We start from the raw sequence: 25591 nt of genomic DNA, 5'->3' as shown, positions 1-25591 counted from the left end.
AGAGCGCAATGACCGCAATTGCCCCAAAGCGGAAGCACTCACCATCTTCGGCGCAGCCGGCCCATCATCCGAGAAATCGCTCCAAGCCACCGCCGCGAGCTTTGCACCCCAAACCCTCAGCCGTCCCCCAGCCCCAGATCCGCCAATTCATAAAGCGGCCGGATTTCGATTTCGCTGGGGCCGGGCATGGGGTTGGGGCAGCGTTTGACCCAGGCGATCGCCTCATCCATGTCCTTGACCTGCCAGAGCCAGAAGCCGGCAACCAGTTCGCGGGTTTCGGTGAAGGGCCCGTCGATGACGGTGCGGCCAAGGCCGTCAAAGGCCACGCGCTTGCCGGCCGAGGAGGGCTTGAGGCCATCACCGTCAAGCAGGATGCCGGCCTTCTGGAGTTCGTCGTTGAACCTTCCCATCGCCTCCATCATTTCCATCGTCTCGGGCGTCGGGAAAAAGCCCTTTTCGCTGTCTTCCGTTGCCTTCACGAGAACCATCACACGCATCGTCCGTCTCCCTGTTTGAAGGCCGGCTTCATCGCCGGGCATCCTGAGGACGGGCGAGACTGGTGGAAACCGACACAGCCGTGCATTTTTTGGCGTACATTTTTTTGGTGCGCATTTTTTGGCGCGCAATTTTTTCAGCGCCTGAGAGAGAAGGCGCAAATGGCCGCTTCCGGACCGGCACTCTTCCGGGCCTGATCTCGCTTTCCGCTCGCGGCCTTGCGTCCCTACCGCTTCAGGCTTCCCAAAATTCCGCGCACCAGTGCCCGGCCGAGCGAGGAGGCGACGGTGCGGGCGACGGATTTCATCGCGGCTTCGGCGATGCTCTCGCGCTGGTAGCCGGAGCGGCCCTTGGGCTTGGCGGGCTTCGTTTCCGCATCGTCGCCGAAGCCGGGCAGGGTCCAGCGGCTATTGCCGGTGGTGGAGGGTTCCTCTTCGGCCTGCCGGCTTTCCTCGGCCTGTTCGGTTGCCTTTGCGGCGCGCTTGGCCAGAATCTCATAGGCCGATTCCCGGTCGAAATCCTCGTCGTAGAGGCCGGCAACCGGGCTGATCTTCATCACTTCGGCGCGTTCGGCCTCGCTCAGGGGGCCGACCCGCGAGGAGGGCGGGCGGATCAGCGTGCGCTCGACCATGGAGGGCGCGCCCTTGCCTTCGAGCGTCGAGACCAGCGCCTCGCCGGTGCCCAGATTGGTGATCACGGTGGCGCAGTCGAAATCCGGATTGGGGCGGAAGGTGTCGGCGGCGGTCTTCACGGCCTTCTGTTCGCGCGGCGTATAGGCGCGCAGCGCATGCTGCACCCGGTTGCCGAGCTGGGCGAGAACCGTTTCCGGCACGTCGAGCGGGTTCTGGGTGACGAAATAGACGCCGACCCCCTTGGAGCGGATCAGCCGCACCACCTGCTCGACGCGCTCGACCAGCACCTTCGGCGCATCGTTGAAGAGCAGATGCGCCTCGTCGAAGAAGAACACCAGCTTCGGTTTATCAGGATCGCCGACTTCGGGCAGTTCCTCGAACAGCTCCGAGAGAAGCCACAGCAGGAAGGTGGCATAAAGGCGCGGATTCATCATCAGCTTGTCGGCGGCCAGCACCGAAATGGCGCCGCGGCCGTCGCGGGTGGTGCGCATGATGTCGGTGATCTTCAGCGCCGGCTCGCCGAAGAAATTTTCGGCGCCCTGCTGTTCGAGGATCAGCAATTCGCGCTGGATCGAGCCGACCGAGGCCTTCGAGATAAAACCGTAGGTATTGGAAAGTGCCGAGGCGTTCTCGCCCATATAGGTGAGCATCGCCTGGAAATCCTTGAGGTCCAGCAGCGGCAGGCCGCCCTCGTCGGCGATCTTGAAGGCGATGTTGATGACGCCTTCCTGCGCATCGGTGGCGTTCATCAGCCGCGACAGCAGAAGCGGCCCCATTTCCGACAGCGTGGTGCGCACCCGGTGGCCCTTTTCGCCGTAGAGATCCCAGAAGATCACCGGGAACTCCTGGAACTCATAGGGGTCGAGACCGATCAGTTCGGCGCGTTTGAGGAGAAAATCCTTGGCTTCGCCGATTGCGCCGATGCCGGAAAGATCGCCCTTCACATCGGCACAGAACACCGGCACGCCGGCGTTGGAAAAGCCCTCGGCGAGAATCTGCAGCGTGATCGTCTTGCCCGTGCCGGTGGCGCCGGTGACGAGCCCGTGGCGGTTGCCGAATTTCAGCTCCAGATATTCCGGGCCGTTGATCGTGTCGTCCGGCTTGCGGCTGGCGCCGATATAGAGTTTCCCGTCCTCGATCATGTCGGCCTGTCTCCGTTTCACCGACGAGACGCCTTGATCAGCGCCCCGCCTCTGCCTCATCGCATTGTTTCACAAGGCTGTTATAGGAGGAGCGGATGCAACCGGCAACAGCGGGATTGCGCTGCACGGACAGCCGGAACCGCGACACCCGCGCATTGTAATTGGCGGCGGCCCGTGAAACGATGGAGGCCTGCCGCCGTGGATATCCCGTTCCGCCGCGCTTGAGTTTCCATCCTGGATATTTTACCTTGACGTTCACGTCAAAATACGAGGAGAATTTGTGATGAATGAACTGGTCACCCGCGTTGCCGAAAATGTCGGCATCGATCCGGCCACGGCTGAAAAGGCCATCGGCATGATGCTCGGCTTCCTGCAGCGCGAAGCCGCCGAAGGCCCGGTCGCCCGGATGATCGAGGCCATTCCCGGCGCGTCCGAAATGGTGGCGAAGTTCAACGGCGAGGGTGCAAGCGGTGGTGGCCTGCTCGGCGGTCTGCTCAGCGCAGTCGGCGCCGGCGGCGGCGTCATGGCGCTTGGCCAGCAACTGATGAGCCAGGGCCTCGGCATGGGCGAAATCACCGCGCTTGCCAAGGAAACCATCGGCTATGCCAAGGAAAAGGCCGGCGAGGAAACGGTCGACGAAGTCGTCGCCTCGGTCCCGGGCCTCAGCCAGTTCATCTGAGCCGGGAAACCCTGTGACCTCAGCGCTGGCGCGCTAGCAGGCCATCCCGAACCGCAGGAGCCCCGCTTCGGCGGTTTCGGGCTGACAAGGCCAGGCTTCATTTGTCCAAAGGTCATGCGGCTTGGCAAGCGACACTCCAATTCTCCGTCATTCCTGTGCTTGTCACAGGAATCCAGCCGCCCAAGTCTTTGGGCGAAGGAGTCTTTTGACCCCACGGACGTCGGGTCGCTGGATCCCCACCTCAAGGGCGAGGATGACGGAGATTAGAAGCTCGCTCTCGTCCGACAAGGCATCGAGCATTTGCCAATAACCTCGAAGCGGCCGGAGCCTTACCTCGGTTCGTGCGGCCCATCGCAAGACCGCGCTGACGGGTGAGTGTGCCGCCGTGTTATTCGGCCGGCTTCAGCGAGGTGATGATCGACTGCAGTTCGGGCCCGTGCTGTTCCTGCATGCCCTTGGTGCCCCAATAGGTGATGACCAGCAGCTTGCCCGGCTTGGGCGAGACGAAGGAAAGCCCGATGCTGACATCGCCGTCGTCGTCGGTGCCCGACCAGTCGAGATTGGTCATCTCCATGCCGTTCAGTGTCTCGGTCGATTCCTTCTGGGTGGCGGTATCGACCTTGACGCCGCTCTTCTGCAGGAAGGTGACCGCGTCGCTCACCACGTCGTCGGAGGTTTCCTCGTCAGCGACGTCGATGGAAATATAGATGGCGTCGTCGGCGGAATTGGCATTGACGCCGGCATCCGTTTCCGTCGGCTCCCAATCGTCGGGAATGGTGATCGAGGCGATCGGGTCGTCGCTCGGAAACTCCAGCGTCGCGGCATCCGAGATGGCCGGCAGCGACAGGGCGAAGAGGGCGGCGGCGAAGATGGTCTTCATGGAAATCCCCTTGGACAGAGAGAGCGGATGGCCCCGTCGCGGCGCCGACGGGAACGGACGATATGAGAGATAGCTGAAATTCGGATCCGCCGGCGCGTCCAATTTTGGGGGATATTTGCAACGCCCGTCTCTTGACTGGCCGGCCCGCTTTGCCAAGGATCGTCGAATGATTTGCAATCCGCGGGAACCCTTGCCGGCAATGTCCAAGCAGAAGACCATGTCGCTCACCTCCGATCTCGTGGCGCTCTGCCACAGCGATATCGCCGACCCCGGACCGGACAGCCGCTGGACGCCGATCGGTGATGATGGCTACCGGGCGCTGGCCGAACGGCTGGACCGGGAAAATCCCGACGCGCCGCTCTGGGTCTTCGCCTATGGCTCGCTGATCTGGAAGCCGGAATTTCAGGCGATCGACAACCGGCGGGCGACCGCATTCGGCTGGCACCGGTCCTTCTGCCTCTCCATCAACCGCTGGCGCGCATCGCGCGAGCAGCCGGGGCTGATGATGGCGCTGGCGCGCGGCGGCCGCTGCGACGGCGTCGTCTATCGCCTGCCGCCGGCCGATCGTGTCGCCCAGATCGAGCGCATGCTCCGGCGCGAGGTAAGCTTTATCGAGAATGTCGATTCGATCCGCTGGCTGCCGGTGAAAACCGAAGGCGGTCCGCTAAAGGCGCTGGGCTTCTGGGTAGGGGGAACCGGGGAGCGCATCCTGTCGCGCCGGCCGCTGGAGGATGTCGCCCAGGTCCTGGCGCGCGCCTGCGGCCATCTCGGCTCCTGCGCCGAATATCTCTACAATACCGTCACGCATCTGGAGGAATTCGGCATTCGCGACCGCAATCTCTGGCGCCTCCAGCACCTGGTTGCCGCCGAGATCCGGACGATCCATGGCCTGAATGCGCCCTCTGCCTTGCCATCTGCGTGATCGCGTCCCGCCAGTGCTCGTTCGGCGTCAGAGGCTTTCGAGCGAGGGCAGGATCAGCGACGGGCCGAAATCCCGGTATTCGTCGGGCATGTTGCCGCGATTGACCCAGACGGTGCGAAAACCGAATTTGGTGGCGCCGGCGACGTCCCAGCGGTTGGACGACTGGAAGGAGACGGCATCGGGATAGAGCCGGTAGCGGGTCGTCACCATGTCATAGACGGCAGGCGCCGTCTTGAAGGCGCCAACCGCATCGACCGAGAATATATCGTCGATGACGAGATCGAGCCCTGCCTTCTTGACGGCCGATTGCAGCATGTCGGGCGTGCCGTTGGACAGGATGGCGATGCGGGCGCCGCGCTCCTTCAGGTTTTTCAGCACGCCCGGCACTTCCGGGTAGCAGTCGAGATGCCAATAGGCCTCAAGCAGGTCGGCCTTGACCGCGGGGTCGGCGGAAGGAAACCGGGCGAAGGCGTGGTCGAGCGCCTGCTCGGTCAGGGTCCAGAAATCCGTGTAGGCGCCCATCAGCGTCCGGATCCAGGAATATTCGAGCTGCTTGGCGCGCCAGTGATCGGAAAAGGCCTGCCCGTCCGGACCGATGGCCCCGGCATGCCGGCGCACCGCCGCATGCACGTCGAACAGCGTGCCATAGGCATCGAAGACATAGGCCGCATAAGACATAAAACCCTCCCGTCACGCTAAAAGCGAAAGCATTCGTCCGCAGGCGAAACGCTCTCCACTTTCCTATCAGCAAACTTCATCGCAGCAACATTCTGTTATGCGATCGCCTGATGATTCCTGGATCTAAAGACCCCATCCCTTCTGGAGAGGGGTTTCGTCGCGGTTCCCTCATCTAAAACCGCGTGATCACGCTGATTCCCAGATCCTGCGCCGTGTCCATCGTCGTCAGCGCCGGCACGGCCTCCTCCAGGCTGATATGGCGGCCGATCAGTTTTTGCGGGTCGAGCTTGCCGGTTTCGAGCATGGCCATCATCGCGCCGTAGCGCCAGGCCTGCATGCCGTGGCTGCCGTAGATTTCCAGTTCGTGGCCGATCACCTGCGCCATCGGGATCTGCGGCGCCGCATGTTCGCCCAGCATCAGCCCGACCTGCACATGCCGGCCGCGGCGGCGCAGGTTTTTGATCGAGTTGAAACAGGTGACCGGCGAGCCGAGCGCATCGATCGACAGATGCGCGCCGCCGCCGGTGATCTCGCGCACCGCCTCGGCCACGTCGCCAGTGACGCTGCCGTCGATGGTGGCGACGGCGCCGATCTCGCGGGCGAAGGACAGTTTTGTCTCCGAAATGTCGATGGCGACGACATTGGCGCCGAGCGCGGTTGCGATCATGATGGCCGACAGACCGACGCCGCCGCAGCCATGCACCGCCACCCATTCGCCGCCGCGCACCCGGCCCTGGTCGACCACGGCGCGAAACGAGGTGGCGAACCGGCAGCCGAGGCTGGCGGCCGTGGCATAGTCGAGATTTTCCGGCAGGTGGACGAGGTTCTGCTCGGCAAAGTCGATGGCGACATATTCGGCGAACGAGCCCCAATGGGTAAAGCCCGGCTGGAACTGGCTGGCGCAGACCTGGCTGTTGCCCGAATGGCATTCGCCGCAGCGCCCGCAGCCCGATACGAAGGGCACCGTCACCCGATCGCCGACCCGGTAGCGCATCACCCCCTTGCCGGTGGCAGTGATCGTGCCGGCCAGTTCGTGGCCGGGGACATGGGGAAGCGCAATATCGGGATCATGGCCCATCCAGCCATGCCAGTCGCTGCGGCAAAGTCCGCTCGCCTCCACCTTGATGACGACGCCGTCCTCGCTCGGGCTCGGATCCGGCAGGCTGCGAATTTCCGGCGTCTTGCCGAAGGCATCGTAATACATGGCTTTCATCGGGCGGTCCTTTGTTCGCGTCAGGCGGCTGCAGCATAGGCGGCTTCACCCCCCTCTGTCACTTCGTGACATCTCCCCCTCAAGGGGGGAGATCGTTCTTTTCCCTCGTTGTCGCACGTCAGGGAAGTACAATAGTCTCGGCCAATCTCCCCCTTGTGGGGGAGATGTCCCGGAGGGACAGAGGGGGGTAAGTTTCCGCAAATTCGACCCCCCCACCATGACTTTTTTTCATGCATCCATCTGTCCCTGTTTTCGAATTTCAGGCTATGCAGGAGGAGACGAAGAAAAGGAGACTGTCATGGCCGTCGATACATCCCCGCGCACCACCACCTTCACCTATGTCGAGGGCGAATGGCTTGCCGGCAATCCACCGCTGATCGGCCCGACATCGCATGCCATGTGGCTCGGCTCCACCGTGTTCGACGGCGCCCGCTGGTTCGATGGCATTGCCCCGGATCTCGACCCGCACTGCGAGCGCGTCAACCGTTCGGCGCTGGCGCTCGGCCTGAAGCCGGTGGTGACGGCGCAGGATATTGCCGGCCTTGCCTGGGAAGGCGTCAAGAAGTTCGATGGCAAGACGGCGATCTATATCAAGCCGATGTACTGGGGCGAGCATGGCATGCCCGGCAGCGTCGTCGCCGTCGATCCCGATTCGACCCGGTTCGCGCTCTGCCTGTTCGAGGCCCCCATGGGCGAGGGGCCAGGTGGCCAGTCCCTTACCGTTTCCCCCTTCCGCCGCCCGACGATCGAATGCATGCCGACCGACGCCAAGGCCGGCTGCCTCTATCCCAACAACGGCCGCATCCTGATCGAGGCGCGCAAGCGGGGCTTCTCCAATGCGCTGGTGCGCGACATGCTCGGCAATATCGCCGAAACCGGCTCCTCCAATGTCTTCATGGTCAAGGACGGCGTCGTCTTCACCCCGGCGGCCAACCGCACCTTCCTTGCCGGCATCACCCGCAGTCGCGTCATCGCGCTCCTGCGCAGCGCCGGTTTCGACGTGGTCGAGACCAGCCTGACACTGTCCGATTTCCAGGGCGCCGACGAGATCTTCACCTCGGGCAATTATTCCAAGGTCGTCCCGGTCACCAGGCTCGAGGACCGCGACCTGCAACCCGGCCCGATCGCAGCCAAGGCCAAGGACCTCTACATGGACTGGGCGCACTCCTCGGGCTCGGACCTGTAGTCTCTCCGGAAAGAGAGGGTGGCGGAAGGGCATCGAGCCGACCGCTCATTCGCCGCCCTTGATCATCTCTTCCGTCAGTTCGCCGCCAAGCTCCACCGTCTTTGCCCGTTTGTCGTAGACGCAGATATGGGTGACGGTGCTCTCCGCGCCCTTCGGCTGACCGATGATAAGCGCCAGGCCATAGGTCTGCGCGCCGAAGGGATCGACCACCGCGCGCGGCGCCTCGATACTGTCGGCCGCCGCCGCCAGGCATTTCTTCGTCATGTCGGCGCGCATCTCCTCCCAGGCATCGTCGGAAGAGGCAAGCGCCAGCACCGGCATCAGGCTGGCCATTGCAAAGGCGGCGAGGGCGGTTCGGTTGAAAGACGGCATCCGGTTTTCCTTGTCACTGTTCGACGATCCGCGGCAGGCGTCGTCAGCGCCAGAGCCTGCCCGGACATCATGGCCATTTGTCGTCCTTTGAGGATCAGGGGAACTGAAACTATTTTCCAGACCTGTGGCGAAATTTGGTAGGGTGGCGGTTGCCTGCGAGCCTGCCGGTGCCTATGTTCCCGATCACCGTTTTCCGTCATGAATCCACCCGTATTCATGGATCCCGCCCACTCAAAAAGGAGACCGACCATGGCTTTCGAATTGCCGAACCTGCCTTACGACTATGATGCGCTCGCCCCCTATATGTCGCGCGAAACGCTCGAATATCACCATGACAAGCATCATCTTGCCTATGTCACCAATGGCAACAAGCTTGCCGAGGAAGCCGGTCTTGCGGATCTGTCGCTCGAGGAGATCGTCAAGAAGTCCTACGGCACCAACCAGCCGCTGTTCAACAATGCCGGCCAGCACTACAACCATCTTCATTTCTGGAAATGGATGAAGAAGGGCGGCGGCGGCAAGCAGCTGCCGGGCGCGCTCGATGCTGCGGTCAAGTCCGATCTCGGCGGCTATGACAAGTTCCGCGCCGATTTCCTCGCCGCCGGCGCCGGCCAGTTCGGCTCCGGCTGGGCCTGGCTTTCGGTCAAGAACGGCAAGCTGGAAATCTCCAAGACCCCGAACGGTGAAAATCCGCTGGTGCACGGCGCAAGCCCGATCCTCGGCGTCGATGTCTGGGAGCATTCCTATTACATCGACTACCGCAATGCCCGCCCGAAATATCTCGAAGCCTTCGTCGACAGCCTGATCAACTGGGATTACGTGCTGGAACTCTACGAAGCCGCCAAGTAGGCTTTGGCGTCTGCCGTCTTGTCGACACCCGGTGCAGTTTGCGCCGGGTGTTTTCATTCGTAGAACGTGCGGCTTGGCAGGCCATACCCGTTTCCTCCGTCATTCCTGTGCTTGTCACAGGAAACCAGCCAGCCCAAGTCTTTGGGTTGAAAGGTCTTTGGACCCGACGGATGTCGGGTCGCCGGATCCCCGCCACAAGGGCGAGGATGACGGAAACCGGAGGCTCGATCTCATCCAACGAGGAGCTTGAGCGTTTGTCAGCCGTCTGACAAGTCCTCTCTCCGGGTGTTTCCCTTGTGGCGAAGCCCGACGCGGCCAGTCGTAACTCCGTTGGCCCTGTCAACCGGCCGCCGCCTGGCTGGACGTCCATCCGGCGATCCAGGCGGCCCTGAGCCTGTCCCCCTCTCCGGTGAAATAGGCGTCGATGGCGCCGCCCGCCTCGATGCGGTCGGTGCGGAAATTGCGCAGTCCCGCCCGCAACTCGCACCAGCCGACGATCACCGCCGTCGCCGAATAATAGATGAGCGCGATCGGGCGGATGTTACGCTCGGTTTCCTGGCCGGCGCCATCGCGATAGGTGATCGACAATTTGCGCTCGTCGCGGATCGCCCGGCGCACCAGAGCGAGATCGAGGCCCGTCGGCGGCGGTGAGATCGTGCCCCAGGCATGCAGCGCGTTGGAGCGCAGCGACTGGCGCAGCGGCGCCGGCACCGCGCCGGCGATCTTGCGGTTGACGCTCCTTGCCGCTTCCTTCAATTCCTCGTCGCCGGTGCGCTCCAGAAGCGCCAGCGCCAGCACGATCGCCTCCGTCTCCTCGATCGAGAACATCAGCGGCGGCAGGTCGAAGCCCGGCCGCAAAATATAGCCGATGCCGCGCCCGCCCTCGATCGGCACCCGCATGGCCTGCAGCGCGGCGATATCGCGGTAGATCGAGCGCACCGTCACCTCCAGCCGCTCGGCGATCACGGCGGCGGTCACCGGCCGCGTCGCCAGCCGCAGGATCTGGATGATCTCGAACAGTCGCGACGCCTTGCGCATGGGGCCCTCCAGTCATCAAAAATCGTCACCGCCATGAAGGCTCCTGACAGAACCCTGTCAGTTGGAAGTCGCTATAGCATGTTCCCAAGCGCTTGAAAAACAAGCGTTGCCTCAAGGGCGCGGCCCAATTCAACGAATGGACAACTGACATGACCTATGCGGAAAACCTCTGGCTCTTCTTCACCCTGCTTTTCGGCATCATCATCGTCCCGGGCATGGACATGGTCTTCGTCATGGCCAATTCGCTGACCGGCGGACGCGCCTCGGGCCTGACGGCAACGGCCGGCATCATGGCGGGCGGCGTGTTCCACACGCTCTATGCGGCGCTCGGCGTCGGCTTCCTCCTGCATATGGTGCCCGAACTCTTCAATCTTCTACTTCTGCTCGGCGCCGGCTATATCGCCTGGATCGGCATTTCGCTCGCCCGCAGCAGCATCGCCATCGCCTCGGTCGAACCCGGCGCGCGCCTGTCGCTGTGGACGAGTTTTCGCCGTGGCGCGCTCACCAGCCTGCTCAATCCCAAGGCCTATCTCTTCATGCTGGCCGTCTATCCGCAGTTCCTGAACCCCCGCTTCGGCGCGCTCTGGATCCAGGTTCTGATCATGGCGACGATGATTGCCGCCACCCAGCTTGCGGTTTATGGCGGCCTGGCCCTTGCTGCCGGGCGCAGCCGCGACCTCATCGTCTCCAGCCCGCGCGCAACGGCGATCATCAGCAAGACGGTGGGCGTGGTGCTGATCGCCGTTGCCGCGCTCACCGCCTGGCAGGGCTGGACCTCGCTCTCGTGAACCGGCGGCCGTTCCCGCCGCTGGGGTCAAATAAATGTTACTTTCCTCGGTCCGGCAAAATGCAATCATGCGGGCGCAATTGAATGGGGCGCAGCCTTTTGGCCGTCCCCGCAGATCGGGAGAACTTGATGAAGTCAAAAGCCGTATTTCTCGCCATCGCCTTGGCCGGGCTGGTCGCCGGTGCGGTCACCGCCGCCGATGAGCCACAGGCGGTTCGCCAGGAACTGATGAAGAAGATCGGTGCATCGACGGGGGCACTTGCCGCCATCGCCAAGGGCGAGAAACCCTATGACGCCGCCGTCGTCACCGCATCTCTGCAAACCATCAGCGAGAATTCCAAGGCCTTCCCCGACCAGTTCCCCGCCGGTTCCGAAACCGGACTGGAAACCGAGGCCAGCCCGAAGATCTGGGAAAACATGGACGACTTCAGGGCCAAGTCCGTCAAGCTTGCGACGGACGTGGATGCGGTGCTTGCACAACTGCCCGCCGACCAGGCTGCGGTCGGCGCCGCTCTTGGCGTGATCGGCAAGGATTGCGCCAGCTGTCACGAGAACTACCGCATCAAGAAATGAGGCGGCGGACCGCCCGTTGAGACATCACCTTGGCGCGTCGGGTTGACCCGGCGCGCCAAAACTGTTTGCGTTCAACGTCAAGAGAGCGAGCCAAGCGAACGGGGCAAGCGGATATGCGGATCAGAAACCTGGCACTGGCGGCGGTGTTTTTTGGCGCGGCAGCGGCGGCGGCGTGGTTTGTCACCCGGCCGGAGCCCTTTGCTGCATCCCACTGGGAAGGGCTCGGCGCGCCCGATCTCGCCAATGGCGAACAGATATTCTGGGCCGGCGGCTGCACCAGCTGTCACGCAGCGGCGAAGTCGGAAGGCGAGGCGAGGCTTGTCCTGTCGGGCGGATTGCCGCTCAACAGCCCCTTCGGCACCTTCCACGTCCCCAATATCTCGCCCGACGAAACGGCAGGGCTGGGTGAGTGGTCGCTTGCCGAATTCGGCAATGCGATGACCCGCGGCGTCGGCAGGAACGGCGAGCATCTCTATCCGTCCTTTCCCTACGGCTCCTATGCACGGCTGACGAGCAAGGACATCAACGATCTCTGGGGTTTTATGCAGACCCTGCCGAAAAGCGCCAATGTCGCGCCGCCGCATGAGCTGCCGTTCCCCTTCAATATTCGCCTCTTGCTCGGCGGCTGGAAGCTGCTCTTCCTCACCGACCAGTCGCGCGTCACCGTGGATACGTCCGACCCGAAGATCGCCCGCGGCCAGTATCTCGTCGAAGGCCCCGGCCATTGCGGCGAGTGCCACACCCCGCGCAATGCGCTCGGTGGGTTCGAAACGAACCTCTGGCTGGCCGGCGCGCCCAATCCGGAAGGCGAGGGCCGCATCCCTAACATCACCCCGGGCTCCAGAAGCATCAGCGGCTGGAGCGAGAGCGATATCGTCGGCTACCTCCAGACCGGCTTCACCCCGGATTTCGACACGGTCGGCGGCTCTATGGTCGAAGTCCAGCAAAATCTCGCCAAACTGCCCGCCGCCGACCTCCAGGCCATCGCCGCCTATCTCAAGGCCGTGCCGGCAAGGGAGTAGGGCCGTTGAGCAGCATTTCGTGAACACACGGAGTGCATGGCCAATCTCCCCCCTTGTGGGGAGATGTCACGAAGTGACAGAGTGGGGTAAACTCTCAACAAATGGCGAAGTTTGAGATACTTGCGCAGGCACTGCCGAGATCTGAAATTGCCTCTGCAAAGTTGGAGCGGGAAAATGAACATCTTGTCACATAAGGGTTATTCAGCGCGGGTCGATTATGATGACGCGGATGAGATTTTCTTTGGAAAGCTCGCCGGGATCACCGATGGCGTCGGGTTCCATGCCGATACGGTCGCAGGCCTGAAGGCAGCGTTCCGCGAAGCCGTCGAGGATTATATCGATAGCTGCGCCAAGGTCGGTAAAGATCCGCAAAAGCCCTATTCGGGCAAGATGATGTTCCGTGTCGATCCCGACATCCACGCAAAGGCAGCCAAGGCGGCAGAGCTTTCCGGGAAAAGTCTCAATCAATGGGCGGCCGAAGTGCTTGCCCGGGCCGCCGCCAAGGCGGCATGAAGGCTCGAATGCCGCGCTGTGCAGACGCGGCGCGCCCGGTGGACGCGCCCTTCGCCTCATGCCGGCGCCAGAGCCTCGAATGCCTCAACCCAGCATCTGCAGATAGCGCATGCCGGTCACCGGGCCGGCGGTGAAGTTTTCTGATTCGTAGAAGCGGTGCGCCTTGAAATTGCCGGTGGCGGCGCTGACCGAGAGATAGGTGGCGCCGGCGATGCGGGCCTGTTCGCGCGCCTTGCCGATGAGGTGGCGGCCGATCCCGGTGCTGCGATGGGCCGGGCGCACATAGAGATGGTGCAGTTCCATGCCGCGAGCACCTTGCTGGGCGCGGTAGAGCGGCACCAGGATCGCGTAGCCGATCAGTTCGCCGCCCGCCTCGGCCACCAGCGCGCTGATCCAGGGCATCTGGCCGAACAGGTCGCGCTCGAGATTTTCCGGGGCGACGGTGGCGCTATCGCCGTGATGGGCGGCAAGTTCGGCGATCATTTCGCGCAAGTCCGGCAGGTCGCCCTGCCTGGCGGCGCGGATCGTCACCATCGGTGCGCGCCTGGTCATCACGGTATGCGGTATCGGGTGGGCGGTCTGCAGCATTGTCGGCTCCTTAAAGGCTTCCCGCCATCAGGTGCCGTCCAAAACAAAAGCCGCCTGACGGCGGCTTGTTGAACGAGATCAGACAGCCGCACCTATGGGAGCAGCGTAAAATACCAGCGGGTGATGTGCGCGGTTCTGATCATGCCGGCAATTTGATCTTTTGCGGGCGCTTGTCAACCGGAATCTCGCCGGCCTTAATGCCTGTGACGAAAACAAGATCGGTCGATGCCGCTTTTTCAGCAAAGAGCCGCCACATTCGCTGCCTACCGATCATGACGGGGCGACAACCCGTCGCTGTTCAGGCATTTTCAATTTTCTAATCTCTTATCAATAGCTTATCCCGTCAGCTCATTCTCATCGGAGATATATGCCCATGCCGTTCACCCTGAAACGCCGATCGCTCATCCTTGGCGCCGGCCTGCTTCTGCCGTCCCTCGCTTTTCGTGCCGGACCTGCCTTTTCCGCCGAAAAGAGCATAGACGAACGGCTTGCCGCGCTGGAAAAGCGCACCGGCGGCCGGCTCGGCGTCTCGGTTCTCGACAAGCGGACGAATATCTCCTTCGGCTGCCGCATGGACGAACGTTTCGCCATGTGCTCGACCTTCAAGATGCTGGCCGGCGCCTTCGCGCTGGCACGGGTGGACAAGGGCGAGGAAGACCTGGACCGCCGGATAACCTACCGGAAAGCCGATCTCTCTCCCTATTCGCCGGTGACCGAAAAACACACCGGCAAGAAGGGCATGGCCGTGGCCGAGCTTTGCGAGGCGGCGATAACGCTCAGCGACAATACCGCCGCCAACCTGCTGCTCGAAAGTTTCGGCGGGCCGGCCGGGCTGACGGCCTGGCTGCGGTCGATCGGCGATCCCGTCACCCGGCTCGACCGCAACGAACCGGAGATGAACAGGGTGAAGAACGGCGATCCGCGCGACACCACGACGCCGCAGGCCATGCTCGAGACGCTCGACAGGCTGGTGCTCGGCGATGTCCTCAAACCCGCCTCGCGCGAGCAGCTGATCGCCTGGCTCGTCGCCAACAAGACGGGCGACGAAAGGCTGCGCGCCGGTCTGCCCTCCGGCTGGACGGTCGGCGACAAGACCGGCACCAGCGGCAAAGGCGAGCTCGGCGACGTCGCCATTATCTGGCCGTCGAAGGAAAGGCCGATCCTCGTCTCGGTCTATATCGCCGATGGCGTGGGAAAGACGAAAACGCTCAACCCGGTCTTCGCCGAGATCGGCCGCATGGTCGCCGAGATGGCCTGACGGGTCAGGCGGCAGGAGGTAGACGTACGAACGAACCGGCGATCGCTCGCCGGTTCGTGTGGGAAAAGCCTATTCCTTGGGCAGCGTATAGGCGATGACGTAGTCGCCCGGCTTGGTGCCGACCGAGCCGTGGCCGCCGGCCACCATCAGCACATATTGCTGGCCGTCCTCAGTGGCATAGGTCATCGGCGTCGACTGGCCACCGGCCGGAAGCCGGGCCTGCCACAGTTTTTCGCCCGTCGTCAGATTATAGGCGCGCAGGTAATTGTCGACCGCGGCCCCGAGGAAGGCGATGCCGCCCTTGGTGATCATCGGCCCGCCGATGCCGGGAACACCGACCTTGAAGGGCAGGGGAAGCGGCGTCATGTCGTAGACGGTGCCGTTCCTGTGCTTGTAGGCGATCTCGCCGGTCTTGAGGTCGGCGCCTGCGACATAGCCCCAGGGCGGTGCCTGGCAGGGGATTTTCAAAGGCCCGAGGAAAGGCCCCATATAGACGCCGTAGGGCGCGCCCTCGTTGCGGTTCAAGCCCTGTTCCGATCCCTTTTGAGACTGCTCCTTCGGCGGAATCTGGTCGCGCGGCACCAGCTTTGCGGTGAAGGCGAGATAGGTCGGCATGCCGAACATCACCTGCCGTTCCGGATCGACCGCGACCGAGCCCCAGTTGAACACACCGAAATTGCCGGGATAGACGAGCGTGCCTTCGATCGAGGGCGGGGTGTAGCGGCCCTCATAGTTCAGCCGCTTGAAATTGATCCGGCAGGCGAGCTGGTCGAACATGGTGACGCCCCACATGTCCTTGCCCGTAAGCGGCGGCGGCGAGAAGGTGAGGTCGGAGATCGGCTGCGTCGGCGCCGTGAAATCCTCCGGGATGGCGCCGGTCGGGGCGGGGATTTCCTTGATCGGGATGATCGGCTCGCCGGTGCGCCGGTCGAGCACGTAGATATCGCCCTGCTTGGTCGGGCCGACGAGCGCCGGGATGGCCGTGCCGTCCTTGGCGGTGATGTCGAGCAGCACCGGCTGGGCCGGCACGTCCATGTCCCAGAGATCGTGATGCACGGTCTGGCGCACCCAGCGCACTTGGCCCGTGGTGATGTCGAGCGCGACGATCGAGGAGGAATACTTCTCGACAGCCTCGCTACGGTTCATGCCCAGCTGGTCGGGCACCTGGTTGCCGAGCGGGATATAGACGAGGTTGAGCGCCTCGTCATAGCTGAAGACCGACCAGCTGTTGGGCGAATTGGTCGTATAGGTCTCGCCCTCGGGCAGCGGCGTGGTGACGTCGGGATTGCCCGAATCCCAGTTCCAAACGAGTTCGCCGGAGTTGACGTCGAAGGCGCGGATGACGCCGGATTGCGACTGCGTCGAATAATTGTCGTTGACGGCGCCGCCGACGATGATCTTGCCGGCGACGATGGCCGGCGGCGAGGTGGAATAGTAATAGCCGTCCGGATTGTATTTCATGCCCTGCTCAAGGCGCAGCGTGCCCTTGTCGGCAAAGCCGGGGCAGACAAGGCCGGTTGCGGCATCGAGCGCGATCAGCCGCGCATCCGAGGTCGGCAGGTAGACCCGTTCGGCGCAGGGGCTGCCGACCGTGGCGGCCGGATCGGCATAATAGGCGACGCCGCGGCAGGTCTGGTGCTGCCGGTCCGGATTCATGCCGGAATTACTGTCGAACTTCCATTTTTCCTTGCCGGTTGCGGCATCGAGCGCGATCGCCCAATTGTGCGGCGTGCACAGATAGAGCGTGTCGCGCACCTTCAGCGGCGTCACCTGGTAGGTGGTCTCGCCGACATCCTCCGGCAGCTTCACGTCGCCGGTCTGGTACTGCCAGGCGACTTCGAGATTTTTCACATTCTCGGTGGTGATCTGCGCCAGCGGCGAGTAACGCTGACCATAGCCGGTGCGGCCATACTGGTGCCAGTCGCCTTCCGGAACATTGCCGCCGAGATCGGGGGCTGCGGCCGAAGCGGCGGCCGGAAGTTCTCCCGAAAGATCGAGCGGATCCTGCGTCATCGAATAGCCGGCAACAAGGATCGAGGCGAGGACGGCAAGCCCGAGCGGCAGCGCGCCCGCCTTGTAATCCTGCCCGGTCGGGCTGGTGAAGCCGAGCCGGCGGCGGATGGCCGGCAGCAGGAGCCAGAGCCCCAGGATGATGATGACGCCGCCGCGCGGGCCGAGCTGCCACCAGTCGAAGCCGACCTCCCAGATCGCCCAGACGAGCGTGCCGAGGATCACGGCGGCATAGACGCCAAGCGCCGCCGCGCGGCGGCGCCACAGGAGATAGGCGGTAACAAGGAAGCCGAGGCCCGCCAGAAGATAGTACCAGCTGCCGCCGAGCACGATGAGCCAGAGCCCGCCGCCGCCGAGCGCAAGGCCGATCAGGGCGAAGACGAGGGCTGTCAGGAAGAGAAGCATGGATAGTCTCCTGTGGTGGAGAGATAGGGTAGAACAGGCCGCCAGTGCCCGCGCGCCAGCAGCGCAAACGAAATACTTTGGAAAGGCCGAGCCAAGCCGCCGGTTCATGTCCTTCCCCAGGAACAACTAAGGCGGCCGTCCTGCCTTTCAATGGCCATAATCCGAACTGGACAGCCCAAACTGAAAAAATATCGCATTACGATATATTGACTGGAAGAAGGGAAGCTCATCCGCGTCGAGATGGCACGATCCGAGGCCATGCGCATGAGGGGCCTGCCGTATCGTGAGACCGCAATCTGCCCGAAAACGGTTGTGGACGAAAAGAATCTCGATCTCTTCGACGGTCGTGGTCCGTCGCGAAACGAATATGGACCGACCATGATCGTCAGGGCATGACCGAGCACCTGCCCCTCACCCTAACCCTCTCCCCGCAAGCGGGGAGAGGGGACGACAGAGTTCATCATCACGACAAGGGGTGCGGCATATCCCTTCTCCCCGCATGCGGGGAGAAGGTGCCCGACAGGGCGGATGAGGGGCGCCCAACAGGCAGGTCTCGCCGACCGCCTTGTCGGTGCCACCGCAAACGGCATAGCCTACGCCAGCCCGCGCCTCAGGTCCCGCAAAACGTCTGCAACACCTCTTCCTCCGGCTGCGGCGGCTGAGCCAGCGGTGCGAATTTCGGCTGGTCCTGATAGGGGTTCGCCAGCGCCTCCACAAGCGCCTCGAACAGCGAGAAATCGCCGTCCATGCGGGCGGCGAGGATCGCCTGCTCGATGCGGTGGTTGCGGGGAATGAAGGCCGGGTTGACGCAGCGCATCGCCTTGGCCCGCTGGTTCCCGGTTGGGGGCTCGCGCTCGCATCGCGCCCGCCAGTTCGAAAGCCAGCCGTGAAGGGCCGCCGGATCGGCAAACAGCCCACTGAGCGCCGCGTCCCCCGTCTCGACCTCCGCCGCATCGCAGAGCCTGCGGAAAGTCAGCGTATAATCCGCACCACCGGAATGCATGGCGCTGAGCAGCGCCTGGACGAGATCGAGATCGCCGTCCTCGCTGGTCTCGAGCCCGATCTTGCGGCGCATGCCGTCAAGCCAGTGCGCCTGGAAGCGTGGACCGAAACCGGCGATCAGGTCGTTGGCAATATTGACCGCCTCGGAAGGCTCCGGATCGAGCAGCGGCAAGAGCGTCTCGGCCAGCCGCGCCATGTTCCACTGGCCGATCGCCGGCTGGCTGGCATAGGCATAGCGTCCGCCGCGGTCGATGGAGGAAAACACCTTTGTGGGATCATAGGCATCGAGAAAGGCGCAAGGGCCGAAATCGATGGTTTCGCCAGAAACAGCGCAATTGTCGGTGTTCATCACCCCATGGATGAAGCCGACATGCAGCCAGCCGGCGATCAGCTGCGCCTGCGCGCCGATCACCGCTTCCAGGAGGTCCGCATAGGGGCGGGAGCTTCCCTTGAGATGTGGATAGTGCCGGTCGATCACATAGTCCGCCAGCGTCCTCACCCCATCCGTGTCGCCGCGCGCCGCCAAAAACTGGAAGGTGCCGACGCGGATATGGCTGGCGGCAACGCGGGTGAGAACCGCCCCCGGCAGCACCTCCTCGCGATAGACCGGCTCGCCGGTGACAACGGCGGCCAGCGCCCGCGTCGCGGGAATGCCGAGCGCATGCATCGCCTCGCTGACGATATATTCGCGCAGCACAGGCCCGAGCGCCGCCCGCCCGTCGCCGCGCCGCGAATAGGGCGTCTTGCCGGCGCCCTTCAACTGGATGTCGCGGCGCCTGCCGACCCTGTCGATCACCTCGCCCAGCAGGATCGCCCGCCCGTCGCCGAGCAGCGGCACGAACTGGCCGAACTGGTGCCCGGCATAGGCCATGCCGAGGGGCTCGGCGCCTTCGGGAATCCTGTTGCCGGAAAAGATCGCCGCCGCGTCTTTTTCCAGCACCGCGCCATCGAGCCCGAGTTCTTCCGCCAGCCCCCGATTGAACTTGATCAGCCAGGGTTCGGCCACCGGCGTCGGATCGGCGCGCGCATGAAAATGCCCCGGCAACCGGGCATAGCTGTTGTCGAAGGGGATGGGGGCGGCGTTTTCGCGTCTGGATAAGGTCATGGATGAAAGGTAAGCGCGCGATGTGGTAGCGGCAAGGGCGCCAATCCGGCATTCGCGGAGACTTCACCCCCCTCTGTCACTTCGTGACATCTCCCCCTCAAGGGGGGAGATCATTTTTTCCCCTTGCTGTCTTCGATTAGGCAGGCACAAAGCGTACGGCTCATCTCCCCCCTTGAGGGGGAGATGTCGGCGTCGCCGACAGAGGGGGGTGAAGCCTCCTCGATCTCTATGCTATCCGGCGCTAGACGCTGTCTGCGGCTGTCTTGTTGCCTTTGTCATCGACGCCGGTGAGTTGGCGCTTGATGGCTTCCTTGATCTCGGCCTCGATGGCGGCGCGCTGGTCGGCGTCCATATGCGCAAGCTCCTCTTCCGTCAGGCCCTTGCCGCCCAGTAATTGCGCGCGGATCTTTTCGGCAAGCGTCATCGTCGACCATTCCATGAATTCGTCGGCGGCGCCTTTTGTCTTTGGCTCCCCGCTCAGCGAGCCGGAATCGGATTCGAGCCTGTCGGCCATCGACAGCCACAAAGCCGAAGACAAGGAGGATGACGAAGCGGAAGCGCCGATCGAAACTGTCGGCGCCTGACTGCGCTGGCCGCCGCCACCGGCATTCACCGGTAGATGGGAAGCCGCGCCGCCCGACGGCTGGCTGCCGTTCTGCGCGCGATAATAACTGCTGATGCCGTCACCGATTTTCATGCCGATTCTCCCTCAGGTTGCGGGAAGAATTAGGGGGCGAGGCATGCATGGAGCTTGCCGGGCGACATGCCGCACGCATTGCGGTGTTGTGCGCAGCAGGGCCATGGCGCGGATGGAGCCCGGAGAGGTTTTACCCCCCTCTGTCCCTTCGGGACATCTCCCCCTCAAGGGGGGAGATTGTTCTTTCCCCCCTACAGCTTCCGGTAAGGCGGCCTCAAAGCCCGCGGCTCATCTCCCCCCTTGAGGGGGAGATGTCGGCGTCGCCGACGGAGGAGGGTAGAGCCTCCCCAATTCTTGCTATCCGGCGCTAGGCGCTTTCGGCAGCCGTCTTGTCGCCTTTGTCATCGATGCCGGCAAGCTGGCGCTTGACGACTTTCCTGGTGTAATCGTCAGCAAGCTCCTCAACCGATCATGCCGGTGTCCTCCCGAGAAATTACGGGAGGCCTTGGTGAGACGATTTCGACGCAGTCGCCGATCGACGCAATAACATAGGCCCAACCATCCGTTTGAAAGAATGACATAGGGCTTTCCCTACACCAGAGGTGATTGCGAACCTGGAAGCTGGTTCTTGCCGGCCGGCCACCCAATTTCTTGGTCTGCTGCCAGAGCTCCATGAGGCCGATTTCGTCCATGATCCGGAATGCGTGGGCGGTTTCGAAACAAACCTTGTAGACAACATCGCTATCTTTACCGTTATCGCACAGGCGAATAGTCAGTGCATTCCGTCCGCTCTCTTTGAAAAGAGACAGGGGGCGAAGTTTTTCAGCCGCGTCAGGTAGCAGGCTGTCCGGTGCGTAACCGACCTCGGCAACAAGCACATCTAAGTCGGAGAACGGCGTAACCCATTCTCTGAACTCAAAAGACTCGTCCCCATAAACCGTCGGGTCAGTATCCACCGCCTACATCTTCCCCGCCACCTTGATCGCAAACGCATATTCAAATGCGATTTCCTCCAGCCGCTGGAAGCGGCCCGAGGCGCCGCCGTGGCCGGCGTCCATGTTGGTCTTCATCAGGATCGGCTCCGAGCCGGTGGTTTTTTCGCGCAGCTTGGCCACCCATTTGGCCGGTTCCCAATAGGTGACGCGCGGATCGGTGAGGCCGGCGAGCGCCAGGATCGCCGGATAGGGTTTTTCGCCGACATTGTCGTAAGGGGAATAGGCGGCCATGCGCTCATAGGCTTGCCGTGAGTCGATCGGATTGCCCCATTCGGGCCATTCCGGCGGGGTGAGCGGCAGCGTGTCGTCGAGCATGGTGTTCAAGACGTCGACGAAGGGGACGGCGGCGATGATGCCGCCGAATTTCTCCGGCGCCATGTTGGCGATCGCGCCCATCAGCATGCCGCCGGCCGAGCCGCCTTCGGCGACGATCTTCGCGTAGGACGTGAACTTCTGTTGATTCAGATAGTCGGCAGCGGCGATGAAGTCCTTGAATGTATTGGCCTTGTTCTCCATCTTGCCGTCTTCGTACCACTGGAAGCCCTTGTCCTTGCCGCCGCGCACATGGGCGATGGCATAGACGAAGCCGCGGTCGGCAAGCGACAGGCAATTGGTGTTGAACGAGGCGGGGATGGCAATGCCATAGGCGCCGTAGCCATAGAGAAGGCAGGGCGCCGAGCCGTCGAGCGGCGTGTCCTTGCGATAGAGCAGCGTGACGGGAACCTCCACCCCGTCATGCGAGGGCGCAAGCACGCGGCGGGTGACGTAATCCTCCGCCTTGTGGCCAGAGGGCACTTCCTGCGTCTTCAGGAGCCGGCGCTCGCGGGTGACCATATCATAGTCGTAAAGCTGGCTCGGCGTCGTCATCGAGGAATAGGAAAAGCGGATGACGTCGGTGTCGTATTCGCCGGCGCCCGAAAGACCGAGCGAATAGGCCTCCTCGGCAAAGGCGATGGCATGTTCCTCGCCGCTCTTGCGGTCGCGTATCTTGATCTGCGGCAGGCCGTTTTCCCGCTCCAACCAGACGAGATGGCGGGCAAACGCCATATGCGAGAGGATGAGGCGGCCGGGCGTATGCGCCACCACATCCGTCCAGTTCTCGCGGCCGGGTGCCGTAACCGGCGCCTCGCAGATCTTGAAGTCCTTGGCGCCATCGGCATTGGTGAGGATGTAAAAGACGTCGCCTCCCTCGGTCATCGAATATTCGAGCCCGGCCTGGCGCGCCGCAACGATCCGCGGCTCCGCCGTCAGGTCGTCGGTGGAAAGCAGCCGGTATTCGCTCGTCTCGTGGTCGTGAATGTCGATATAGATGACATCGTCGAGCATCGAGGCGCCGACGCCCATGAAGAAGCCGGGGTCCGTCTCCTCATAGACCAGCCGGTCCTCGCCCTGCGGCGTGCCGATCAGGTGATGGAAGATCTTCGAGGGGCGGTGATTGTCGTCGAGCACGGTGTAGAAGAAGCTCTTGCCGTCCGGCGCCCAGGCGCCGCCGCCGCCGGTATTCTCGATCCGGTCGGCCAGATCTTCGCCGGTCGCAAGGTCGCGCACGCGAAGCGTGTAATATTCCGAGCCCTTGTCGTCATAACCCCAGAGGCCGCGCGCATGGTCGCTGGAATGGTCGATGCCGGCCAGCTGGAAATAGGGCTTGCCTTCGGCCTCCTTGTCGCCGTCGAGCAGCATTTTCCGCTCGCCGCCGTCGCGGGGCTCGCGAAAATAGCGCGGCTGCTCGCCGCCGGTGACGAAGGATGTGCCATAGGCAAAGGGCCCGTCCTTCATCGGTACGGAGGAATCATCCTCCTTGATGCGCCCCTTCATTTCGGCGAACAGCAGTTTCTGCAGCGCTTCCGTGTCGGCCATGGCCGCCTTCATATAGGCGTTCTCGGCCTCCAGATGCTTGCGGATTTCCGGGTCGAGGATGGCGGGGTCCTTGAACATCGCCTGCCAATTGTCAGCCCTCAGCCAGGCATAATCGTCCGTCCGGGTAATGCCGTGGCGGATATCGGTCACCGGCTTCTTCGAAGCGACGGGCGCGGGCGGCAGGCTGTTGAAAATCGACAAGGAAATCTCCGGGAAAGGCATGGGAACGAATACCGCAGATAGAGGCCGGGGAGGCAAGGTTCAAGGAAAAAGCAGGGCGCGCGCCGCAAAGGGCGAGAACGGCGATCCCGTCCGGCGATTGTCTCCGGCGTCGGCACAATTCTGGGGAGGCGGCTTTAACGTCGCATTAGTGCAGGTGGCGCTAAGTGCGTCGTGACGCGATGTTTCTCCTGCGTGCCTGCCGAAGGCATCAAGCCTTGCCCTCCATCCCATCAGCTTGCAGCCATCGGCCGCCGGAGTTCCGTCATGACGTTTCGCAATCTCTCCATCCTCCAGAAGATCAGTCTCGTGGTCTTTGTCATGGGCCTGTCGTCGCTGGCGATCGCCCTGGTGGGCGCGAAAGGCATTTCTGCACTGAAGACGGCCATGGTTTCGGTCGGCACGAAGGAGGAGGTCGCCCGCGAGGCCATGGACCTGCGCGTCGATATCATCGCCATCAGCCGCATGACCTACCAGCTTGCCGCAGAACCCGAAAAGGCTGCGGATTTCCGCGCCGAGGCCGAGAAGCGCGCCGCCGAAATGCTGGGCCGCCTGCCGAAGATCGAAGCGGCCGCCGATGCGACCGAACTTGCCCAGCTGAAGTCGATCCGCGCGACGCTCGAGACCTATTTCGACGAAATCCGCGCCATGGTCGATATCGCCGAAAACAGTGGCGGGGACGCAGCATTGATCAAGGGTGGGCTCGACCGGGCGCTTGACGCCCAAAAGACCGTCACCAGCGCCGTCAAGGAATACAGCACCTATTCGGGCGAGACGCTTGCCGCTGCCCGCGCAGAGGCGATCCAGTCGGCATGGGTAGCCCTGGTCATCGCGCTTGCCGCCGCAGCGGCCTGCATCGTCTCTGGCGCTGCCATCAGCCTGATCGTCGCCCGGCGCGGCATCTCCACGCCGGTCCGCGAACTGACGGCCGTCATGAGCCAGCTTGCCGAGGGCAATCTCGAAGGCGCCGGCACGGATGCGTCGCGCCGGGACGAGATCGGCGAAATGGGCCGCGCGGTCGAGGTCTTCCGCCGCAACGCGCTTGCCATGCGCGACATGAAGGCCCAGGAAGCCGCCCTTCATGCCCTGAGCAGCGATCTCCAGTCGAGCATCAGCGCCGTCGTCGCTGCCGCCGTTGCCGGCGATTTCACCGGCCGCATCGGCAAGGACTACCAGAACGACGACCTCAACCGGTTCGCCGGCAGCGTCAACGAGCTGGTCGGCAGTATCGACCACGCCATTGCCGAGGTGCGTCGCGTCATCGCCGCCCTTGCCGATGCCGACCTGTCGCAGAGCATGGAGGGGCAGTTCCAGGGCGCCTTTGCCGAACTGCAGCAGAATGTCAACGCAACCATGCTGACGCTGCGCTCGACCATGCAGAATGTGCGCGGTGCCGCCGGCACCATCAAGGACAGCTCCTCCGAGCTGAGTTCGGCCGCCAACGACCTGTCGAAGCGCACCGAGCAGCAGGCCGCAGCCCTGGAAGAAACCGCCGCCGCCCTCGACGAGATCACCGCGACGGTGCGCACCTCCGCCTCGCGCGCCAACGAGGCTCGCGACATGGTGCGGGAAACCAAGGAAAGCGCCGGCAAGTCGGGCGAGATCGTCCGCAGCGCCGTCAGCGCCATGAGCCGGATCGAGGGCTCGTCCAGCCGCATCGGCCAGATCATCGGGGTGATCGACGAGATCGCCTTCCAGACCAATCTTCTGGCGCTCAATGCCGGCGTCGAGGCGGCGCGGGCCGGCGAGGCGGGCCGCGGTTTTGCAGTGGTGGCCCAGGAAGTGCGCGAACTGGCGCAACGCTCCGCCAATGCGGCCAAGGAGATCAAGTCGCTGATCAGCGCCTCGGCGGTGGAGGTCGAAGGCGGCGTCTCGCTGGTGCGGGCAACGGGCGATGCGCTGGTCGAGATCGAGCAGCTTGTCCTGCGCGTCAACGATCACGTCGAAAGCATCGCGACGGCGGCGCGCGAGCAATCGACGGCGCTTGCCGAGATCAACACCTCGGTCAACCATATGGACCAGATGACGCAGAAGAACGCCGCGATGGTCGAGGAAACGACGGCATCCAGCGAGACGCTCGCCGAGGAAAGCCGCCAGCTCCAGGCCCTGCTTCAACGCTTCAAGCTGGAAGAGGCAGGCCGTGCAGCGCAGGTGCAGCGCCAGCAGGAACGCACCCGCTACGCGGCCTGAACAAGCGGCTTTGATAAACGATAGGCAAGGGGAGGATGCGTGCTTCCTCTCCTTGCGCATGTGCCGATCAGGCGAGGCCCTCGCCGAAACTCGCTGTCAACTGACGATGGAACCCTTCGTCAGTCCGGTCGCGTCCGTTTTTGCCGGCGATATTCCTCAACGGGCAGGCCGCCGACGCCCCAGTCTTCCAGTGCCACCTCGTCGATGACGACGAATGTGGTGGCGGGGTCCTTGTCGAGCACGGTGACCAGAAGATCGGTGACGCCCTTGATGAGGGCGGCCTTCTGTTCGGCGGTGGCGTTTTCGCGGGTGATCTTGATGTTCACATAGGGCATGTCGTCTCC

The 25591-nt window shown here is 63.3% G+C and carries 24 protein-coding genes; 10 read left to right on the top strand and 14 right to left on the bottom strand.

The annotated features are described in order from the left end of the window. Nucleotides 1–116: 116 nt before the first annotated feature. Both ASD31_RS09955 and ASD31_RS09950 read right to left on the bottom strand, forming a co-directional pair. Nucleotides 117–497: a YciI family protein gene (locus ASD31_RS09955; protein WP_056332359.1), complete on the bottom strand. Its 381-nt coding sequence runs from the start codon at nucleotides 495–497 to the stop codon at nucleotides 117–119. Nucleotides 498–721: 224 nt separating this feature from the next. Next, nucleotides 722–2269, bottom strand: a complete 1548-nt coding sequence (locus tag ASD31_RS09950) for a helicase HerA-like C-terminal domain-containing protein (RefSeq protein WP_056332357.1) — start codon at nucleotides 2267–2269, stop codon at nucleotides 722–724. Between the two features lie 283 nt (nucleotides 2270–2552). Here ASD31_RS09950 and ASD31_RS09945 point away from each other — a divergent pair, with 283 nt between their 5' ends. Next, a complete protein-coding gene (locus ASD31_RS09945; RefSeq protein WP_056332356.1) occupies nucleotides 2553–2948 on the top strand; it encodes a DUF2780 domain-containing protein in 396 nt (131 codons plus the stop codon). 388 nt (nucleotides 2949–3336) lie between these two features. On the opposite strand, the gene ASD31_RS09940 is transcribed toward ASD31_RS09945, so the two are convergent. Beyond that, a complete protein-coding gene (locus ASD31_RS09940; RefSeq protein WP_056333184.1) occupies nucleotides 3337–3828 on the bottom strand; it encodes a hypothetical protein in 492 nt (163 codons plus the stop codon). 199 nt (nucleotides 3829–4027) lie between these two features. Here ASD31_RS09940 and ASD31_RS09935 point away from each other — a divergent pair, with 199 nt between their 5' ends. Beyond that, nucleotides 4028–4750, top strand: a complete 723-nt coding sequence (locus ASD31_RS09935; RefSeq protein ID WP_244483803.1) for a gamma-glutamylcyclotransferase — start codon at nucleotides 4028–4030, stop codon at nucleotides 4748–4750. Nucleotides 4751–4777: 27 nt separating this feature from the next. On the opposite strand, the gene ASD31_RS09930 is transcribed toward ASD31_RS09935, so the two are convergent. Together ASD31_RS09930 and ASD31_RS09925 are read right to left on the bottom strand one after the other, a co-directional pair. Next, a complete protein-coding gene (locus ASD31_RS09930) occupies nucleotides 4778–5428 on the bottom strand; it encodes a haloacid dehalogenase type II (protein ID WP_056332354.1) in 651 nt (216 codons plus the stop codon). A gap of 172 nt (nucleotides 5429–5600) precedes the next feature. Beyond that, on the bottom strand, nucleotides 5601–6641 hold the full coding sequence (locus tag ASD31_RS09925) for a zinc-dependent alcohol dehydrogenase family protein (RefSeq protein WP_056332352.1): 1041 nt from the start codon (nucleotides 6639–6641) through the stop codon (nucleotides 5601–5603). A 298-nt stretch (nucleotides 6642–6939) separates the two neighbouring features. Between ASD31_RS09925 and ASD31_RS09920 the strand changes: the two genes are divergently transcribed. After that, the gene (locus ASD31_RS09920; protein ID WP_056332349.1) at nucleotides 6940–7827 is read left to right on the top strand and encodes a branched-chain amino acid aminotransferase; all 888 of its coding nucleotides are present in this window, start codon (nucleotides 6940–6942) and stop codon (nucleotides 7825–7827) included. A gap of 45 nt (nucleotides 7828–7872) precedes the next feature. Here ASD31_RS09920 and ASD31_RS09915 read toward each other — a convergent pair whose 3' ends face one another. Continuing rightward, on the bottom strand, nucleotides 7873–8199 hold the full coding sequence (locus ASD31_RS09915) for a hypothetical protein (RefSeq protein WP_056332347.1): 327 nt from the start codon (nucleotides 8197–8199) through the stop codon (nucleotides 7873–7875). 249 nt (nucleotides 8200–8448) lie between these two features. Here ASD31_RS09915 and ASD31_RS09910 point away from each other — a divergent pair, with 249 nt between their 5' ends. Then, nucleotides 8449–9048: a superoxide dismutase gene (locus ASD31_RS09910; protein ID WP_056332345.1), complete on the top strand. Its 600-nt coding sequence runs from the start codon at nucleotides 8449–8451 to the stop codon at nucleotides 9046–9048. 339 nt (nucleotides 9049–9387) lie between these two features. Here the strand turns inward: ASD31_RS09910 and ASD31_RS09905 are convergent, their stop codons facing one another. After that, nucleotides 9388–10086: a helix-turn-helix transcriptional regulator gene (locus tag ASD31_RS09905; RefSeq protein ID WP_056332343.1), complete on the bottom strand. Its 699-nt coding sequence runs from the start codon at nucleotides 10084–10086 to the stop codon at nucleotides 9388–9390. A gap of 149 nt (nucleotides 10087–10235) precedes the next feature. On the opposite strand from ASD31_RS09905, the gene ASD31_RS09900 reads away from it, so the two are divergent. The 4 genes from ASD31_RS09900 to ASD31_RS09885 all read left to right on the top strand — a co-directional run bounded on the left by ASD31_RS09900 (nucleotide 10236) and on the right by ASD31_RS09885 (nucleotide 12981). After that, a complete protein-coding gene (locus tag ASD31_RS09900; protein WP_056332341.1) occupies nucleotides 10236–10874 on the top strand; it encodes a LysE family translocator in 639 nt (212 codons plus the stop codon). 128 nt (nucleotides 10875–11002) lie between these two features. Beyond that, nucleotides 11003–11446 carry a c-type cytochrome gene (locus ASD31_RS09895; protein WP_056332339.1) on the top strand — a complete coding sequence of 148 codons (444 nt, stop codon included), beginning with the start codon at nucleotides 11003–11005 and terminating at the stop codon, nucleotides 11444–11446. 113 nt (nucleotides 11447–11559) lie between these two features. Then, nucleotides 11560–12468 (top strand): c-type cytochrome, encoded by a 909-nt coding sequence (locus ASD31_RS09890; protein ID WP_056332337.1) that lies wholly within the window; start codon nucleotides 11560–11562, stop codon nucleotides 12466–12468. A 174-nt stretch (nucleotides 12469–12642) separates the two neighbouring features. Then, a complete protein-coding gene (locus tag ASD31_RS09885) occupies nucleotides 12643–12981 on the top strand; it encodes a type II toxin-antitoxin system HicB family antitoxin (RefSeq protein ID WP_056332335.1) in 339 nt (112 codons plus the stop codon). Between the two features lie 84 nt (nucleotides 12982–13065). Here ASD31_RS09885 and ASD31_RS09880 read toward each other — a convergent pair whose 3' ends face one another. Further along, nucleotides 13066–13569: a GNAT family N-acetyltransferase gene (locus tag ASD31_RS09880; RefSeq protein WP_056332333.1), complete on the bottom strand. Its 504-nt coding sequence runs from the start codon at nucleotides 13567–13569 to the stop codon at nucleotides 13066–13068. 373 nt (nucleotides 13570–13942) lie between these two features. Here ASD31_RS09880 and bla point away from each other — a divergent pair, with 373 nt between their 5' ends. After that, nucleotides 13943–14827, top strand: coding sequence for a class A beta-lactamase (gene bla / locus ASD31_RS09875; RefSeq protein ID WP_056332331.1), 885 nt, complete (start codon nucleotides 13943–13945; stop codon nucleotides 14825–14827). Nucleotides 14828–14896: 69 nt separating this feature from the next. Here bla and ASD31_RS09870 read toward each other — a convergent pair whose 3' ends face one another. From ASD31_RS09870 to ASD31_RS09850, 5 genes are all read right to left on the bottom strand, one after another. Beyond that, entirely contained in the window at nucleotides 14897–17242 is a 2346-nt protein-coding gene (locus ASD31_RS09870) for a glucose/quinate/shikimate family membrane-bound PQQ-dependent dehydrogenase (RefSeq protein WP_056332329.1), read from the bottom strand. 610 nt (nucleotides 17243–17852) lie between these two features. Further along, nucleotides 17853–19349: a protein adenylyltransferase SelO gene (locus ASD31_RS09865; protein WP_056332327.1), complete on the bottom strand. Its 1497-nt coding sequence runs from the start codon at nucleotides 19347–19349 to the stop codon at nucleotides 17853–17855. 241 nt (nucleotides 19350–19590) lie between these two features. Further along, on the bottom strand, nucleotides 19591–20046 hold the full coding sequence (locus ASD31_RS09860; RefSeq protein WP_056332326.1) for a hypothetical protein: 456 nt from the start codon (nucleotides 20044–20046) through the stop codon (nucleotides 19591–19593). A 401-nt stretch (nucleotides 20047–20447) separates the two neighbouring features. Further along, on the bottom strand, nucleotides 20448–20942 hold the full coding sequence (locus ASD31_RS09855; protein ID WP_056332324.1) for a hypothetical protein: 495 nt from the start codon (nucleotides 20940–20942) through the stop codon (nucleotides 20448–20450). Between the two features lie 3 nt (nucleotides 20943–20945). Continuing rightward, complete coding sequence (locus ASD31_RS09850) at nucleotides 20946–23039, bottom strand: S9 family peptidase (protein ID WP_056332322.1); 2094 nt, start codon at nucleotides 23037–23039, stop codon at nucleotides 20946–20948. A 285-nt stretch (nucleotides 23040–23324) separates the two neighbouring features. Between ASD31_RS09850 and ASD31_RS09845 the strand changes: the two genes are divergently transcribed. After that, nucleotides 23325–25247: a methyl-accepting chemotaxis protein gene (locus tag ASD31_RS09845; protein ID WP_056332319.1), complete on the top strand. Its 1923-nt coding sequence runs from the start codon at nucleotides 23325–23327 to the stop codon at nucleotides 25245–25247. Nucleotides 25248–25366: 119 nt separating this feature from the next. Here the strand turns inward: ASD31_RS09845 and ASD31_RS09840 are convergent, their stop codons facing one another. Further along, a complete protein-coding gene (locus ASD31_RS09840; protein WP_056332318.1) occupies nucleotides 25367–25582 on the bottom strand; it encodes a tautomerase family protein in 216 nt (71 codons plus the stop codon). Nucleotides 25583–25591: the final 9 nt, after the last annotated feature.

It is taken from the genome of Rhizobium sp. Root482 (assembly GCF_001426565.1).
Lineage (GTDB): Bacteria > Pseudomonadota > Alphaproteobacteria > Rhizobiales > Rhizobiaceae > Pararhizobium.
This window is presented reverse-complemented; position numbering and strand designations above follow the sequence as displayed.

Excerpts from the sequence above, each read along its gene's own strand:
- ASD31_RS09950 (WP_056332357.1), bottom strand. The coding sequence starts at position 2,269 with ATGATCGAGGACGGGAAACTCTATATCGGCGCCAGCCGCAAGCCGGAC.
- ASD31_RS09920 (WP_056332349.1), top strand. The coding sequence starts at position 6,940 with ATGGCCGTCGATACATCCCCGCGCACCACCACCTTCACCTATGTCGAG.
- ASD31_RS09840 (WP_056332318.1), bottom strand. The coding sequence starts at position 25,582 with ATGCCCTATGTGAACATCAAGATCACCCGCGAAAACGCCACCGCCGAA.
- ASD31_RS09900 (WP_056332341.1), top strand. The coding sequence starts at position 10,236 with ATGACCTATGCGGAAAACCTCTGGCTCTTCTTCACCCTGCTTTTCGGC.
- ASD31_RS09925 (WP_056332352.1), bottom strand. The coding sequence starts at position 6,641 with ATGAAAGCCATGTATTACGATGCCTTCGGCAAGACGCCGGAAATTCGC.
- ASD31_RS09940 (WP_056333184.1), bottom strand. The coding sequence starts at position 3,828 with ATGAAGACCATCTTCGCCGCCGCCCTCTTCGCCCTGTCGCTGCCGGCC.
- ASD31_RS09890 (WP_056332337.1), top strand. The coding sequence starts at position 11,560 with ATGCGGATCAGAAACCTGGCACTGGCGGCGGTGTTTTTTGGCGCGGCA.
- ASD31_RS09905 (WP_056332343.1), bottom strand. The coding sequence starts at position 10,086 with ATGCGCAAGGCGTCGCGACTGTTCGAGATCATCCAGATCCTGCGGCTG.
- bla (WP_056332331.1), top strand. The coding sequence starts at position 13,943 with ATGCCGTTCACCCTGAAACGCCGATCGCTCATCCTTGGCGCCGGCCTG.
- ASD31_RS09945 (WP_056332356.1), top strand. The coding sequence starts at position 2,553 with ATGAATGAACTGGTCACCCGCGTTGCCGAAAATGTCGGCATCGATCCG.
- ASD31_RS09880 (WP_056332333.1), bottom strand. The coding sequence starts at position 13,569 with ATGCTGCAGACCGCCCACCCGATACCGCATACCGTGATGACCAGGCGC.
- ASD31_RS09895 (WP_056332339.1), top strand. The coding sequence starts at position 11,003 with ATGAAGTCAAAAGCCGTATTTCTCGCCATCGCCTTGGCCGGGCTGGTC.
- ASD31_RS09915 (WP_056332347.1), bottom strand. The coding sequence starts at position 8,199 with ATGCCGTCTTTCAACCGAACCGCCCTCGCCGCCTTTGCAATGGCCAGC.
- ASD31_RS09870 (WP_056332329.1), bottom strand. The coding sequence starts at position 17,242 with ATGCTTCTCTTCCTGACAGCCCTCGTCTTCGCCCTGATCGGCCTTGCG.
- ASD31_RS09955 (WP_056332359.1), bottom strand. The coding sequence starts at position 497 with ATGCGTGTGATGGTTCTCGTGAAGGCAACGGAAGACAGCGAAAAGGGC.
- ASD31_RS09910 (WP_056332345.1), top strand. The coding sequence starts at position 8,449 with ATGGCTTTCGAATTGCCGAACCTGCCTTACGACTATGATGCGCTCGCC.
- ASD31_RS09865 (WP_056332327.1), bottom strand. The coding sequence starts at position 19,349 with ATGACCTTATCCAGACGCGAAAACGCCGCCCCCATCCCCTTCGACAAC.
- ASD31_RS09885 (WP_056332335.1), top strand. The coding sequence starts at position 12,643 with ATGAACATCTTGTCACATAAGGGTTATTCAGCGCGGGTCGATTATGAT.
- ASD31_RS09930 (WP_056332354.1), bottom strand. The coding sequence starts at position 5,428 with ATGTCTTATGCGGCCTATGTCTTCGATGCCTATGGCACGCTGTTCGAC.
- ASD31_RS09935 (WP_244483803.1), top strand. The coding sequence starts at position 4,028 with ATGTCCAAGCAGAAGACCATGTCGCTCACCTCCGATCTCGTGGCGCTC.
- ASD31_RS09860 (WP_056332326.1), bottom strand. The coding sequence starts at position 20,046 with ATGAAAATCGGTGACGGCATCAGCAGTTATTATCGCGCGCAGAACGGC.
- ASD31_RS09845 (WP_056332319.1), top strand. The coding sequence starts at position 23,325 with ATGACGTTTCGCAATCTCTCCATCCTCCAGAAGATCAGTCTCGTGGTC.